Genomic DNA, 15,384 nt, shown 5'->3' with positions numbered 1-15,384 from the left:
TGGGCTTTGTGTGTGTAACCGCGACAACTATCGATATAAAGTGGAGTATAAATGCGGAATTGGCATAATAAGTTAGTTGAACAGTCGTCTGAAGACGACTCAAGCTTTCAGGCAGGGGTTTAAACCCCTGCCGGGATCGGAGTTTCACGTTAGATCCCTTCCCCTGCTTTTTCAAGCTTTCAGCAGTGCTTTAGAAGCTGATTGCCCTGCGAGTTTCAGTTGCGACCTCAATTTAAAGTTCAACAACACCAAGACAGTCCACTGACTCAGTATGGATAGCAAAATCGTATTTCCTGACACGGCTGTGAAAGGCGACGAAAAGCCAACAAATAATGTTGAAGACAACCACAAAATAGGAGCTTTTTCTGGGGTCAGCGACAGCATAGATAAAATCAGAGGTGGCAACAAGACAGCGCTACCGATTGTGAGAACGGCATAAATTTCCTGATTTCGGGTTTTTGCAAATAGGAATAGTTGGGCGATGGTGGCGTAAATTAGGATGAGATTCAGGCAGAGAATTACACCCCAAAATTCGTTTATATCAATTTTTTCAAACAGCGCCCAAGCTGTTAAAATTACTACTGAGCTGAGGAAATTGATCGCGATCGCAACTACAGCCGGACTTTTATCGCTCCAAATTAAATCGAGTAGCGGGTAGCGCCGCCACAGCTTCTGATTGCTGGGAACGATTTGTTTCCTATACCTCGCCCAATCGTACAATGATTGTCTGTCAGATGTTAAAGCTGCAATTAAAGCTAAGAACATCACCAAATTCAAGATAAGTAAACAGATGAGATTACCGGAGTTTGGGGGGTCTGATTGGAGTGCAAACCCTAAAAATATTACCTGACAGCAGATAACTAGCAAATAACTTTGCCGCTTGCTCAAAACTGTAGCACTGGGATTTGGAAAGCGGCGCTGCCATCCCTGCCACATCCAGTAGGTTCCTGTACCGCAAACCAAGAGAGACAAAGCAAGGCCGCTCGCAATATTTGTACCCACTGGCGAGTAAAACCATTGCAATTTGTCTAAGTTTTCAACTAACGAATCGAAATCAGTTTTATCAACTAGAAAAAGCTGATATCTCAGCATAGCAAGGGGAGATAAAAAATGTAACACATCCGCAGCAGCTCGCGTGAGCGGGAGCCAAGAAATCCCAAACACAACAAAAGCCGTAGCGCTAGCCAACCAAGGTTGAAATCCTCCCAACCAACTGGTTGTCAATCCAAATAGCATCGCAGTGCTGTAAAACAAAGCACAGCTAGCTGCAACCGCTGTGTAGAAACATAAAATTTCATTCAGGGGTATTTGAGCGGCTAATCCAGCGTACAGGTGCAGGGGTAGGGCCAGAATTGTTGCTAAATAAAGTAAAATTGGTACGCCAAGAATTTTGCCCAGAAAAATTGTTTTGGCAGACTGGGGACTGAGGCGAATAAAGTTGAGCGTCCCGCGGCGTTCCTCCTTGTCTAAGTCACTGACCAGCATATAAGTCCCTGCTACTAATAAAGCTAACACGCTCAATATGCTCAGCCAAATGAATATCTCTAACCACCACTCCCGCCAGTTAATGACAAAGTTACCCAAGGCATCTCTGACGCATTGTTTCTCATCAGAATTGGCATTTTTGAAAATGCAAAATCTGTGATAGATGGGGTAAGTGTACTCCCCATTAGGAGGGGGAACAGGTATCTGGGCGCTGTAATACATGAATAGCAGCAGTTGGCCGCTTAGGGCAAAGGCTGAGGCGATCGCCATATTGCCAATATTCAAGCGGCCTTTGATTTCTCGAAATAACTGGGGATTCCAGTTGCCTATTTTGTCTAGTAAGTGGAGTGTCATGGGTTATTGGTGATTAGGAATGGGTGACGACTCAGTTATAACTCACTGTTAAACTATTCTAAATAACGGGCAAGATGCCCGTTCCACAAAGAGTGAGTTTGATTGTGGGGTGGACTGAAGAGCCCGCCCATAAAAGGCTTATTGAGCATGGTTAATCACTCAGTTATAACTCACTGTTTATTCTGGTAAACCGGAAACTAGCAAATTAAGATGCTTGCTGGTGTCCCATCTTGAGGAAGATGGTTTCTAAGTCTTCTTGAGTGCAGTGGAATTCGGTTAGGGGAATGTTGGCCGCCACGAGTTCGCGTAATAAATTTGCCGCATCTTCCGCGCTTCCTGAAAAATCAACGCACACCTGCTGAGTTTCCGGGATTATTGCCCAATTTTCCACCCAAGGAAAGTTTTTTAAGGCCGATGTTAGCGCTTCTAATTTATTTCCTAAAACCGACATAAAAATTTGCTGGCGGCTGAGGCGTTTGTAAAGTTCTTGTAAAGGTGCGCTTTCGACCAGATATCCGAGCTCCATGATACCCACCCAGGTACAAAGTTCGGCTAAGTCGCTGAGGACGTGAGATGATATGACTACTGTCATGTCGGCTTCTTGCAAAGCTTTGATAATTTCGCGGAACTGCATTCGGGCGATCGGATCTAAGCCAGAAACGGGTTCGTCTAACAACAGCAACAGCGGTTCGTGGATAATGGTTCTCCCCAAACTCAGGCGCTGTTTCATCCCCCGCGACAGGGTGGAAATTAAGCTGTTGCGCTTGTTGGTTAGTTGCACCAGTTCTAAAACGGAGTTGATTCGCTCTCGGCGGCGCGGTTGCTGGAGGTTGTAGAGTCGGGCAAAATAGTCTAAATAATCCCAAACAGTCAAGTCGTCGTAGAGGGGAAAGTCGTCGGGAAGAAAGCCGATGCGCTGTTTGAGAATTGGGTGCGATCGATCGCGCAATAACCTATCCCCGTTGATGTAAATTTCCCCTATAGTCGGTTCCTCTGCCGCCGCCAGCATTCGCAGCAAAGTAGTTTTGCCGGCACCGTTGGGACCGATCAGTCCGCATACTTCGCCTGCTGCTACTTGCAAATCGATGTCATTGACTGCTATATGGCGATCGAATTGTTTCGTCAGCCCGCGAGTTTCTATTGCTAGTTGTTTTGCCATGTTTGGAGGGTGAATGAAATTTTATCGGTGCATTCCTGGCATGGAAATAGAAGTCTACAACTAGCCTAGCCCGTTCTTAAATGAATTGTCAGCCCCCTTCTGAAATTAAAAAATCAAACGCTTTTATATCTGCTATGCCCGAAGCCCACGAGCATTTAATTTACGTGAGAAAGGCTATATATCAAGTCTGCACGGAAAATTCCTCGGGATCGATATCCCAATTTACCCAGGCAATTGCCTCCCTAGCAGATGTCAAGTTAGGCGGCACTCTCAAAGCGTGAATGAATCCCGTACTCGGACAAGTCATTTTTAACAAACAAATCGGCTCGACATCGGCATTATCTATTTGTAATAGTGAATATTCCTGCCAACTATCTATTTGTTTTGCTTGCAACTCTTGAATTATGCGATCGTACCCAATTCTTTCAATTAACACTCGCCTCAGCTCGGCATTGTATTGTCTTAAAAGCCATTGGGATTGCCATTGATTGGGGTGGAGTTTGCCGTATTCTTCAGGCAATCTGACGCCGTGATAATAGTAAAGTTTCCATCCATCCGCAAACTCAATGGCAGGTTCTCCTTCCGCGTGCAAGCGGTTTTGACTCTCAAAGCGCAGGTGGCGGGGGCGATCGCACACCGCGCAAATCTTTTCAAAGGGAAATATAAAACCGCAATGCTCGAAAAGCAGCTTTTGGCAGTGATGTATTTCTTGAGCCTTTTGGGAAAGATTGACGCCTAATGAAGAGATATACAATTGGGTCAAATAGATTTCTTTAAACAAAGTCGTGGGGGTTTCAGGGGAGCTCAGGTATAACAAATAATTGGGGGAAACATTCCCCTTCGTTCGTTTCGTTCGTTCCGATCGCACATAGCTGTAAACAAATTCGTTCATTAGCGAACTCAGTGTGCTGTCTGCTTCGGGCTCGATCCTTATGCTAGCGAGCTCATACTCCCACACCGCCGGACTTGTAAACTCTCTCACAATCGATGGGGACATCCACTCCCAGTCTAGCTTTTTCCCCAATCTATTCCAATGCCCTTCGTTTGACCAGTTTGGTGAATGGTCGCCTTTGGGCAAGTTGAAGACTTGGAGAAAAGCGTCGCGGGGACTGCTGCAAACAATAACGGAGGGTTGTTCTAGGCCAATAGCTGCATAGGCAACTTTGACTGCTTCTGTGGCTTTTTGAGCATCAATTGGCGTAGTCGAGAGAGTAAGACGTTTTTGTGCGAGTTCGCCTAACACGCACAGAGCGGTAATTGGAAAGAAGCCGAGAATCAGTTTTGTCAGATTGGTGAGCGCTCGCAAGGCGCTGATGTCGGTAATTTAATTGCCGTACAGATCCAGTGTTGTCAGATTGGTGAGCGAGCCGAGGGAGCTGATGTCGGTAATTTGATTGCCGTACAGATGTAGTCTGGTCAGATTAGTGAGCGAGCCGAGGAAGCTGATGTCGGTAATTTGATTGTTGTTGAGATCCAGTGTTGTCAGATTGGTGAGCGAGCCGAGGAAGCTGATGTCGGTAATTCGATTGCTGCCGAGATCCAGTGTTGTCAGATTGGTGAGCGAGCCGAGGAAGCTGAAGTCGGTAATTTGATTGCTGCTCAGATGCAGTGTGGTCAGATTGGTAAGCGAGCCGAGGAAGCTGAAGTCGGTAATTTGATTGCTGCTCAGATGCAGTGTGGTCAGATTGGTGAGCGAGCCGAGGAAGCTGATGTCGGTAATTTGATTGTAGTTGAGAGACAGTTGTGTCAGATTGGTAAGCGAGCCGAGGATGCTGAAGTCGGTAATTTCATTGCCGCTGAGATCCAGTGTGGTCAGATTGGTGAGCTCACGCAAGGCGCTGATGTCGGTAATTTGATTGTAGCCCAGATCCAGTGTTGTCAGATTGGTGAGCTCACGCAAGGCGCTGATGTCGGTAATTTCATTGCAGTCGAGATATAGTGTGGTCAGATTGGTGAGCGAGCCGAGGAAGTTGATGTCGGTAATTGGATTGTCGCTGAGGTCGCTGAGATCCAGTGTGGTCAGATTGGTGAGCGAGCCGAGGATGCTGATGTCGGTAATTGGATTGTCGCTGAGATACAGTGTGGTCAGATTGGTGAGCGAGCCGAGGAAGTTGATGTCGGTAATTGCATTGCAGTAGAGATACAGTGTGGTCAGATTGGTGAGCGAGCCGAGGATGCTGATGTCGGTAATTCGATTGTAGGTCAGATGCAGTGTGGTCAGATTGGTGAGCGAGCCGAGGAAGCTGAAGTCGGTAATTTGATGATTTTGGTTGAGATGCAGTGTGGTCAGATTAGTGAGCGAGCCGAGGAAGCTGAAGTCGGTAATTTGATGATTGTGGCCGAGATTGAGTGTTGTCAGATTGGTGAGCGAGCCGAGGATGCTGATGTCGGTAATGTGATTGTAGTAGAGATCCAGTGTTGTCAGATTGGTGAGCGAGCCGAGGATGCTGATGTCGGTAAATTTTTGATTGTAGGTCAGATCCAGTGTTGTCAGATTGGTGAGCGAGCCGAGGATGCTGATGTCGGTAATTTGAAGATTGTTGGCGAGATTGAGTGCGGTCAGATTGGTGAGCTCGCGCAAAACGCTGATGTCGGTAATTTGATGATTGTAGCCGAGATTGAGTGTTGACAGATTGGTGAGCGAGCCAAGGAAGCTGATGTCGGTAATTCTATTGCTGTCGAGATTGAGTGTGGTCAGATTGGTGAGCGAGCCGAGGAAGCTGATGTCGCTAATTTGATTGTGCCTGAGATTGAGTGTGGTCAGATTGGTGAGCGAGCCGAGGAAGCTGATGTCGGTAATTTGATTGTAGTCGAGATGCAGTTCTGTCAGATTGGTGAGCGAACCGAGGGAGCTGATGTCGGTAATTCGATTGCTGTTGAGATTGAGTGTGGTCATGCTTGAAAGTATCTGCTGGGCTGCTTCTGGGTCATCAGTGCCAGCCTTTTTTAACAACACTTTAACTGTGTGTCTTGCCGATTCTGAAAGACTGTCTATATGCCTGCACCAGTCGGCAAAGCGGCTAAAACTCATTGGCTCGTTTGGTTGTTTTTCTGACATAAAACTCTCCGAGATGGGTAATGGGGCATGGGGCATGGGGCATGGATAATGGGAATACTGTTGACTGTGGACTGTTGACTATTACAAATCGCTCTTGCGTACCTTCTGTTACTGAATTAAGTCTGCTATTTCAAATCTTCCAGCTTGATCCTCGGATCGACTGCTTTTAACAGCAGATCTGCCAACAAATTACCGACAATCAACATGGTCGCACCCATCATCAAACTTGCCATTACTAAATACAAATCTTGATTGTTCACCGCCTCCAGAGTCAGCTTTCCCAAACCCGGCCAATTAAAGAAAAATTCCGCAATAAACGCACCGCTCAACAAACTAGCAAACTCAAAACCCAATAGCGTAATCAACGGATTAACAGCATTCCGCAAAGCGTGAACGTAAATTACTCGATCGTCCGGCAAACCTTTCGCCCGTGCTGTTCGGATATAATCTTGCCGCAGCACGTCCAACAATTGTCCCCGCATCAACCTTTGCAAACCAGCAAAACCAGTAAGGCTGAGGGCGACTGTTGGCAAAATTAAGTGCCAGCCGTAATCGAGGATTTGGCCCCACCAAGGTAAGTCTGCGTGGTCGATGCTGGTCATTCCTCCGACGGGAAACAGAGGCGAAGTATTCTGAGCGAAAAATAGCAGCAGCAACGCTGCAATAAAGCTGGGAAATCCTTGTCCGGTGTAGCTGACTACTTGCAAAACTCGATCGACTGTGCGGTTTTGATTGACGGCGGCGACAATTCCCAAAGGAATGGCGATCGCCCAAGTTACAATCAAAGAGGCGATCGCCATTAATAACGTCGCCGGTACTCGTTCCCACAGCAGCGAAGCTACGGATCGCTGATACACAAAACTCGTGCCAAAATTCCCCCGCGTCACAATTTGTTGCAGCCACAGCCAATACTGCACAACCGCTGGTTTATCTAAGCCGAACTGCTGTTCAAGTTGCTTGAGTGTCTCCGGCGAAATCTTCGGATTTTGGCTCAAAGTATCCAAGTAATTTCCCGGTGCCAGTTCAATAATTGCAAAACAAAGCATCGAGGCCAAAAATAGCGTTAAAAGTGCCTGCAACAGTCGCTTGAAAACATAAGTAAATGTCTCGCTGCCAAACAGAGAATTCAACGCTCGCCAATTCCGATTTAATTTAATAGAAGTCATGCTATTTTAGATTTTAGATTTTAGATTGAACAATTGTGAATGATATCAATTCCGGTTGCACTCATACATGATACCGAGGACACGGCAATGCCGTTTCCCTACCCCAATTAATTGTAGGGAAACGGCATTGCCGTGTCCTGACTGTGGGTAATGTTAATGCCGATGCTACCGGATTTGATATGACTCATAAATACCACAGTAAACTCTATACATGGGGTGCGCACTGCGCACCTTACCACAACGAGTAATTAACAGTTAACTAACTAATATTCAACTAGCGTGACGATCGGCACATCGGGCAATTTCTGCCTGCCGCCCAAACCCTGCAATTCAATGATAAAAGCAAAACCGACAAGCTCGCAGCCAGCTTGCTCCAACAATTTAGCCGTCGCCGCCGCCGTTCCGCCAGTGGCGATTAAATCGTCCACAATCAGCACCCGGCTGCCGGATGTCATCGCATCTCGGTGCATCTCCAGTCGATCGACACCGTACTCCAACTCGTACTCAGCAAAATGAACCGCACCGGGCAGTTTCCCCGGTTTGCGGACAGGAATAAAGCCTATTCCCATTTTATAAGCCAAAGGCGCGCCAAAGATGAAGCCCCGCGATTCCATGCCCACCACATAGTCAACAGACATTTCAGAGCATTTTTCGGCTAAGCTGTCAATGGTGTAGCTCAGCCCTTGCGGGTCGCGCAGCAAAGTTGTAATGTCTCGAAACAGAATTCCCGGCTTTGGGAAATCAGGAATGTCGCGAATCAGAGATTTGAGATCCATAAGCTTGCAGATCGGGTTGAGGGTAACGAGGCATCAAAAATGGTACAATAATAACGTCAAAAATTAAAAATTAAAAAATAAAAATTAAAACTAAGAGCTTCTTTAATTTTTATTCTTTAATTGCTTAATCCTTTACGTACTATGTAAACAAATGTCATAATTCCCTAACAACAGGGTTGAATATCAACATTTGTCACCCTAAGATCTAAAGTCAAAAATCTAATATCTAAAATCCAATGATTAAGTTGGCAGCACGAGTGGGTGAGGTTTCTCCTTCTATAACCTTGGCGATCGCCGCTAAGGCTAAAGCCATGAAGGCCGAAGGGATTGATGTCTGTAGTTTGAGTACGGGAGAACCCGACTTTGATACCCCCGAACACGTTAAAGCAGCGGCAAAACAAGCTTTAGACGAGGGGAAGACTAAGTACGGCCCTGTGGCTGGGGAACCGCAGTTAAAAGCTGCGATCGCCCGCAAACTCCAATCCGACAACAATCTCAACTATCAACCGGAAAATATCATTGTCACCAACGGTGGCAAGCATTCCCTCTACAATCTGATGATGGCTCTGATCGAGCCTGGAGAGGAAGTAATTATTCCGGCTCCCTACTGGCTGAGCTACCCAGAAATGGTGAAACTCGCTAGCGGCAAGCCAGTAATTGTAAGGACTGACGCTTCTACAGGATATAAAATTACACCGGAACAACTGAGTCGAGCGATTACTCCCAAAACCAAGTTATTTGTACTGAATTCGCCTTCTAACCCGACGGGAATGGTTTATACTCCGGCGGAAATCAAAGCATTGGCCGAGGTGATAGTCGATCGAGATATTTTAGTCGTTGCTGACGAAATTTACGAAAAAATTATATATGACGGTGCCCAACACGTCAGCATCGGTTCCCTGGGCAAAGAAATCTTCGATCGCACCCTGATCAGCAGCGGTTTTGCCAAAGCTTACGCGATGACAGGCTGGCGAATCGGTTATTTGGCCGGGCCGATCGAATTAATCAAAGCCACCAGCACCATTCAAGGTCACAGTACCTCAAACGTCTGTACCTTTGCACAGTACGGCGCGATCGCAGCTTTGGAAAGCAGCCAAGAGTCTGTCGAAAAAATGCGTCTAGCTTTTGCCGAAAGGCGTCAGGTAATATTTGAATTGCTCGATGCTGTCCCCGGAATTAGCTGCATCAAACCAGACGGTGCTTTCTATATGTTTGTCAACATCAGCAAGACGGGAATGAATTCTCTGGAATTTTGCGACGCTTTCTTAGAACAGCAGCAAGTAGCAGTTATTCCGGGGATTGCTTTTGGTGCAGACGACCACATTCGCTTGTCTTACGCCACCGATTTAGGCACAATTAAAAAAGCCGTAGAAAGGCTCGATAAATTTGTCCGCAGTATCTAAAAATTAGTTAGTAGTCATTAGTCATTAGTCATTAGTCATTTGTTATTTGTTCTTGGTAGCAACTGACTAATTACCGATCGCTGTTGACTATTGACTGATGACTGATGATTAATGACTGTTGACTAATACCAATTTCACAAAGTCTTGCTACAGTAATTCTGTTATATAAATTATCGTTCATTCGCTCTCACCACCGGCCGGACACGGCAGTACCGTTTCCCTACAGACGATAGCTGATAATTTATATTTAGCACTACTTTTGAGAATTGGTATAACTACTGCTGACTGCTGACTGTTGACTCATGACTGCTGACTAATGACCAATGACTAATAACTAAAGCTGTTTTGTCATGATTTCCTTGAGCAAATCCAGCCCCTTCTTAACTCGCCGAGAAACAGTCACCGCACTGATACCCAAGCGTTCGGCCGTTTCCTTCTGCGTCAAATCGTAGAGAAAAACAAATTCCAATATCTCGCGAGTCCGTTTTTCCAACATAGCCAAAGCTTGCTGTACGCGAATTTGATCCTCTTGCGCCAACTGAAAACTGCGATACTTGCTATCGGGTACCAATTCTCCCAGACAAGTAGCCCCCTCATCTTCATCTTGCACCGGCGCGTCCAAACTCAGAGGCGATCTGTTGAGATGGGCCAACTTAATTTCTTGCCATTCTTCTACAGAAACCTCAAGGGCTGCTGCTACTTCAGCATCCGTAGGTTTGCGGTTGAACTGCACCTGCAAATCCTTGATCGCTGCGACAGATTTGCGTTCCAAGGACTGCCAGTGGCGGGGAAATCGCACGGAAGGGCTTTTGTCCCGCAAGTAGTGTTGAATTTCGCCCCGTATGTAGGGAATGGCAAAGGAACTAAAAGCGTGTCCCTTCGCGATATCAAACCGCTCGATCGCCCTGATCAACCCAATACACCCTACTTGCAGCAAATCGTCGTAGCTTTCACCGCACTGGTTGAGCCAGTGGTAAACTTCTTTTCTCACCAGTCCAATATTCAGTTTAACTAACTGATTGCGGATTTCATTCGATCCACAAAGTTGATACTCGCGCAACAATTGCAAATTTTCGCTTTTTAGCTCGTTCGGCACTGTGGTAGACATGGCGGCATAAGGTTTGATAGAGCAGAGGACAACAGATTGCTTTAGATCGAGTTTCCAATATAGTCTAAAATAATTTGCCTTTAGGTAGTGTAATCCTAGCACTTAATAGGTGTGATAGCGGACACACCAGTCAAGATTTGGGAACACGCAGAGATGGCGGGGTCATCCCAAGCTATGCCGCAGAAGGCATAATTTTACCAGGTAGAAGGTATTCGGCACAATCCCGACTTTAACCTGGATTTTTTAACACTAAATTACGATCTAAAAGCGGTTTCAAAGCAATACTTTAATTAATTAAAAATCCTAACTTAATAACTGGCTACTCATGTAAATCATATCATAAGTTTAGTCATTAGTCAACAGTCCTAAGTTATGTTGCTCAAGACTGTTGGCTAATGAAGGGCGAGCAGTAGCTTTACGGAAAAAAACTACTCAAGTTCGATCGATCCTGAAAGCCAATTTTATGACACAGAAGGCTCAATGCGAGCGTAAAACAAACCCCGAATTTTCACGTCTAGAGCGGGTCTAGCTCCCAAATCAGTATCAGAAGGCTGCGTACTCTCAAAAATCCCGCCAATTTCGCCAGTGCCGCTGTTAACTTTAGCAACTTGGAGAGAAATTTTGCCCGCCTTGGTGCGAGTGTCAGCCAGCTTAACATTAGACCTTTGCAGTTTGGAATTGTCAGTAGCCGGAAGCGCTACAGCATTGTCGTAGCCAGTCGATACCCCGCGACCTTTAGGGTCTAAAAAGCCTGCGCTGCGGTAAGAAGGAACGTTAAAATTCCCTCGTAAATCGGTGGAAGTATTGATAGCAACCACTCCCGGTTCGGAACTGGCCACGAGTTCTTTAATGGTGAACAAGAAAGGTACTTGCTCTCCACCGGGTAACTGAATCGTAATTGCTTGAAAGTCCAAGCCGTCCTCTTCTGTGAAAGTCAGAGTTCCGTCAGTACCGACCTTGAGGGTACCTTGAACTTGGTCAATGCTCGACGTGAACCGGGTCAGCAATTTACCAGGCACAAATTCCGCCTCTTGGCGTTTGTTTGCTGGCTCTTCCTTCACAAAATAAGTTGTGGGCTGCAAACACAAACCAGTCAGTTTATAGGTGCCGCCCGCTTCGATGGGGATCGATCCCCTAGAAGTTTCTGCCAAGCTAGGGCAGTTATTAGCCAATCCAGTACCTCTAATCTGGTCGTAGGTGAGCAACTCGGTAGTCGCCACCGTCGTGTCAGGAGCAGAAGAACAAGCAACCAGCGCACTCATGCAAAATGCTAAAAGTGCAACAATTAAAGCACGATATTTCATTGCAAACCTCAATATCCAACATCGGATTATATTAAGAAAAAGCCCTACTTCGAGCAAAATATAATTGCCCGCCGGCAGGCTAGGCCAGCGCTTCGGGCAGCATTTAGATCCCGATCCCTCGCTTCACCGACACCGGCATTGACTTAAAAAATCAAGCTAGTGCGCCGTGAAAATAAGCAAGAACTTATGATTTCTCAATCATGTTCCGATCGCAGCCCAATACACATGGTACGACGGGTTGTGCTCTTTTCCTGACTTGGACTGCAAATTAATATTGCTTAAGTCAACCTACTTAAGTTACTTTGCTTATGACCCCGAATGGCGATCGCCACTAGCTCGATTAGTCGGCCGACCAAAAGGCTGGGGACAAACGCCTTGTAGATTTCAAAGGAAGCAGCAGTATGGACAACGGCCAAGATTTAGAGTCAGAAAAGTTGCAGTCTCAAATGCAATCGCTGACAGAGGCGATTCGGACTTTAGCCGAAAGTTGTCAAGGAGACAGTCTGCTGCTTTTGGCCCTGCTGCGGACGCTGGAAGCTTCGCACCGGGAAATTCGGGACGGTTTATTTCAAGCGTCTTTTCCCGACAACCGCCAAGCACTTTACAAACTGCTCAGGAATATTGAAGCCAATGGCGGCTGGCCTTACATCCACCGCATGAAACTTCGATCGCTCTTGGGGTACACCCAACAATTATCTCCCCTAGAAGATTCTCCAGCCGAGTCGCCAGAAGACTCGGCCGATACTCCGCAAGACATTAAATAGTCAGCACTTACGCACAGACTCTACCTGTAGGGTGCGCACTTCGCACCTTACCACTACAGATAGTGTAAAAAATGATTCCTGGCGTAAGTCCTCATAGTTTTGAGTTATGAGTTTGTGAGTTTATGTAAAACTCAAAACTCATAACTGAGCTGCGCGGCATCTAGAACCCAAATGGTGTAGGAAAAGGTGTAGGAGCTAAGGGTATCGGGGTCGGCACCGGCGTCGGGAACGGCGTCTGGTCGAACAGGGGCAATAGTCCGCGAGTCGGCGTTGCAGCAAGAGAACTCATTGACACCAGAGGCGAATCCTCAGGCGCGCTAACTGTCGGTGCAGTAGGAATCCTCGAAGCAGTCGGCGTCGGAGTTGGAGTCGGTGCTGCTGTGGGAGTCTCAGTCGGCGTCGGAGTCGGCGTCGGAGTCGGAGTCTGAGTCGGAGTCGGCGTCGGCGTCGGTGCTGCTGTGGGAGTCGGCGTCGGAGTTGGCGTCGGAGTCGGAGTCTCAGTCGGCGTCGGAGTTGGAGTCGGAGTTGGAGTCGGAGTTGGAGTCGGCGTCGGAGTTGGAGTTGGAGTCGGAGTCGGAGTTGGAGTCGGAGTTGGAGTTGGAGTTGGAGTCGGAGTCGGAGTTAGAGTTGGATCTGTAGTTGTGGTGGTAACTGTAGTTGTAGTTGTAGTTGTAATGGTGGTTGGCCTGGGGGTAACTGTCCCAGTCACAGTGATAAAATCATTGGCATCGATCAGCGCCGCCGGAGTGTCTGTCAAAATTGCTAAAAGCTTGCCGTCGAGCGTAATTACTGTATCCCTGAGATTGGCACCGTTGCCTTGGCTAACTACCAGTTGACTGAAAGATAAATTGCTCGGCAGTCCAAAGAAATCCTCTGCCTCATTGTAATCAGTAATTAAAACCAAACTGCCAGGCCCGGCTCCCAATCCAAAGACATCGCTGCCGCTGCCCCCAGTCAGAGTATCCGAACCCTCACCTCCGATCAGAGAATCATTACCCTCTGCCCCAAATAAATTGTCATTGCCGAAACTGCCCAAAATTGTATCGTCACCGAGACCTCCAGCCAAGGAGTCATCGTTAAAACCGCCGTCGAGAACATCATTACCTTTGCCACCAAACAGGAAGTCATTGCCTTCATCTCCCTGTACCGAGTCGTCGCCTTCATCGCCGCGAATCGTATCGGAACCGATGCCCCCAAAAGCTGTATCGTCAGCCTTGCCGCCGAATAATTGGTCGTTGCCGAAGTCTCCGAAGAGCGAATCGTTGTTGGCATTGCCGTACAAAGTGTCATCGCCGTCGCTGGCGGTCAAATAATCGTTGCCGTCACCGCCCAACAGTTGATCCCTACCGAGACCGCCGTTGAGAGAATCGTTCCCAAAATTCCCGTAGAGAAAGTCGTCATCACCATTCCCGAATACGGAATCGTCGCCGTCATTCCCTGTGAGGGTGTCGTTGCCACTACCGCCGGCAATCACATCAAAGCCTGCGTTGCCACTAATTAAGTCGTCCCCTGCGTCTCCCAACACGCTGTCTATCCCGTCGTTGCCTTCGAGGATGTCGTTGCCCAAACCGCCGCGAATCGAGTCGTCGCCGTTCCCGCCGGAAGCAAAATCGCGCCCTTGGTTGCCAATGAGTTCGTCATTTCCTTCACCGCCAATCAGCGAATCTGCTCCGTCACCTCCAAGAAGCTGGTCGTTGCCGGCATCGCCGTCTAGGGTATCATCTCCTCCGGCACCCAGGGGCGTATCATCGCCATCTAAGCCTCGAATTCGATCGCCCAGCGGAGTTCCTAGAATAAAGTCGTTGCTGTCTGTGCCGATCAGGTTTGCCATACGGGATACACCGCTCCTCAATCAAATAAATTGTTTGAAATTATGTTAATCGCCTTCGTGACAAGGGATTGCTGCTTGCCTACGTTAGCATAGTTGAGATTTTGGCAATCTGGCGAAGGGGCGCGGGAAGTTGCGCTCGGGGCTGGTATAATGCCCGATCGGCAATCTAATTTAGTTATTACGGATTTTTTTAAATAAAAATTAGTCGATCGGACTCAAGGATCTCAAACTAGACAAACAAAATGATGAATAATGAAAAATGAATAACCTTTTTGATTCTTGCTCGTTTTCAAAATTTTACTTCTGATACCAAATCCTGGTTAGCTAACCCTCTATCATGAGAGAAAGAAACTCCAAGGAATCTCGTTAGTTCTCCCTCAGCACGAGTGTCAGCTTCCCGCAGTCAAACAACAAGCCAACCCTTCTGCCTCATAACATATGCAAAAAGGTCATTTTTAAAGTTAATAAGTGAACAAATATCGATATTATACTAATATTGGGAATGTATTACTTGTTTCTGAGTGCGTTTTACGAACGCTACTAATAATAGGTAGGCAATCAATGCAACTTTATATTTAATTATTGTCGATTAAAATTGACTACAATCATCTTATTATTTCTAATAATTAATTTTGATAAAAATATTTACTAATCGTTCAGCGCTCCGAAACCACAGCCTTTATGCTGCTTGAGGTTCAAGAGAATAAGCTCGCAAATGGTCAGCGAAAAAATCGTTATAACAACTTTTTTATACTGTGCTATCCTGCTCTATTAACTGCTAAAAACATAATGCGGAACATTACTAACCAAACTCCGAACCTTACGCGCGTCAGAGAAAGATTGCTACACCTATCCGCGACAAAGTTAATACCAGCAAAGAAATTGTCGAGTCGGTTATTTTGGGAGCATCTCACTTTTGCAGTTAAGCTAGAAATTGGAGTTTTAAGGCAGGAGGCCCGAGGCTGCGGGGCAGGAG

At 46.8% G+C, this 15,384-nt stretch carries 12 protein-coding genes; 3 read left to right on the top strand and 9 right to left on the bottom strand.

Annotated elements, in window-relative coordinates:
* Positions 1 to 171 precede the first annotated feature (171 nt).
* The 6 genes from QUA99_RS15905 to QUA99_RS15880 form a co-directional block, all read right to left on the bottom strand.
* On the bottom strand, positions 172 to 1,839 hold the full coding sequence (locus tag QUA99_RS15905) for a hypothetical protein (protein WP_333238412.1): 1,668 nt from the start codon (positions 1,837 to 1,839) through the stop codon (positions 172 to 174).
* A gap of 205 nt (positions 1,840 to 2,044) precedes the next feature.
* Entirely contained in the window at positions 2,045 to 2,998 is a 954-nt protein-coding gene (locus tag QUA99_RS15900) for an ABC transporter ATP-binding protein (protein ID WP_333238414.1), read from the bottom strand.
* A 181-nt stretch (positions 2,999 to 3,179) separates the two neighbouring features.
* On the bottom strand, positions 3,180 to 4,304 hold the full coding sequence (locus QUA99_RS15895; protein ID WP_333238416.1) for a DUF6745 domain-containing protein: 1,125 nt from the start codon (positions 4,302 to 4,304) through the stop codon (positions 3,180 to 3,182).
* An 18-nt stretch (positions 4,305 to 4,322) separates the two neighbouring features.
* Positions 4,323 to 6,056 (bottom strand): leucine-rich repeat domain-containing protein, encoded by a 1,734-nt coding sequence (locus tag QUA99_RS15890; protein WP_333238418.1) that lies wholly within the window; start codon positions 6,054 to 6,056, stop codon positions 4,323 to 4,325.
* A 125-nt stretch (positions 6,057 to 6,181) separates the two neighbouring features.
* Positions 6,182 to 7,222 (bottom strand): ABC transporter permease, encoded by a 1,041-nt coding sequence (locus QUA99_RS15885; RefSeq protein WP_333238420.1) that lies wholly within the window; start codon positions 7,220 to 7,222, stop codon positions 6,182 to 6,184.
* Positions 7,223 to 7,485: 263 nt separating this feature from the next.
* The gene (locus QUA99_RS15880; protein WP_333238422.1) at positions 7,486 to 7,998 is read right to left on the bottom strand and encodes an adenine phosphoribosyltransferase; all 513 of its coding nucleotides are present in this window, start codon (positions 7,996 to 7,998) and stop codon (positions 7,486 to 7,488) included.
* A gap of 236 nt (positions 7,999 to 8,234) precedes the next feature.
* Here QUA99_RS15880 and QUA99_RS15875 point away from each other — a divergent pair, with 236 nt between their 5' ends.
* The gene (locus QUA99_RS15875) at positions 8,235 to 9,401 is read left to right on the top strand and encodes a pyridoxal phosphate-dependent aminotransferase (RefSeq protein WP_333238424.1); all 1,167 of its coding nucleotides are present in this window, start codon (positions 8,235 to 8,237) and stop codon (positions 9,399 to 9,401) included.
* Positions 9,402 to 9,735: 334 nt separating this feature from the next.
* Here QUA99_RS15875 and QUA99_RS15870 read toward each other — a convergent pair whose 3' ends face one another.
* The gene (locus QUA99_RS15870; protein WP_333238426.1) at positions 9,736 to 10,509 is read right to left on the bottom strand and encodes an RNA polymerase sigma factor SigF; all 774 of its coding nucleotides are present in this window, start codon (positions 10,507 to 10,509) and stop codon (positions 9,736 to 9,738) included.
* Between the two features lie 461 nt (positions 10,510 to 10,970).
* On the bottom strand, positions 10,971 to 11,813 hold the full coding sequence (locus QUA99_RS15865) for a photosystem II manganese-stabilizing polypeptide (RefSeq protein WP_333238428.1): 843 nt from the start codon (positions 11,811 to 11,813) through the stop codon (positions 10,971 to 10,973).
* A 401-nt stretch (positions 11,814 to 12,214) separates the two neighbouring features.
* Here QUA99_RS15865 and QUA99_RS15860 point away from each other — a divergent pair, with 401 nt between their 5' ends.
* A complete protein-coding gene (locus tag QUA99_RS15860; protein ID WP_333238430.1) occupies positions 12,215 to 12,577 on the top strand; it encodes a hypothetical protein in 363 nt (120 codons plus the stop codon).
* A gap of 160 nt (positions 12,578 to 12,737) precedes the next feature.
* Here the strand turns inward: QUA99_RS15860 and QUA99_RS15855 are convergent, their stop codons facing one another.
* Positions 12,738 to 14,408, bottom strand: a complete 1,671-nt coding sequence (locus tag QUA99_RS15855) for a calcium-binding protein (protein WP_333238432.1) — start codon at positions 14,406 to 14,408, stop codon at positions 12,738 to 12,740.
* 789 nt (positions 14,409 to 15,197) lie between these two features.
* Between QUA99_RS15855 and QUA99_RS15850 the strand changes: the two genes are divergently transcribed.
* Positions 15,198 to 15,384 (top strand): hypothetical protein (locus QUA99_RS15850; RefSeq protein ID WP_333238434.1); only part of this gene is annotated, 187 nt, incomplete at its 3' end.

Origin of the sequence: Microcoleus sp. F10-B2 (assembly GCF_036704965.1) — a bacterium.
Lineage (GTDB): Bacteria > Cyanobacteriota > Cyanobacteriia > Cyanobacteriales > Microcoleaceae > Microcoleus.
Note: the sequence above shows the minus strand (reverse complement) of the source record. Positions and strands in the feature narration are given on the sequence as shown.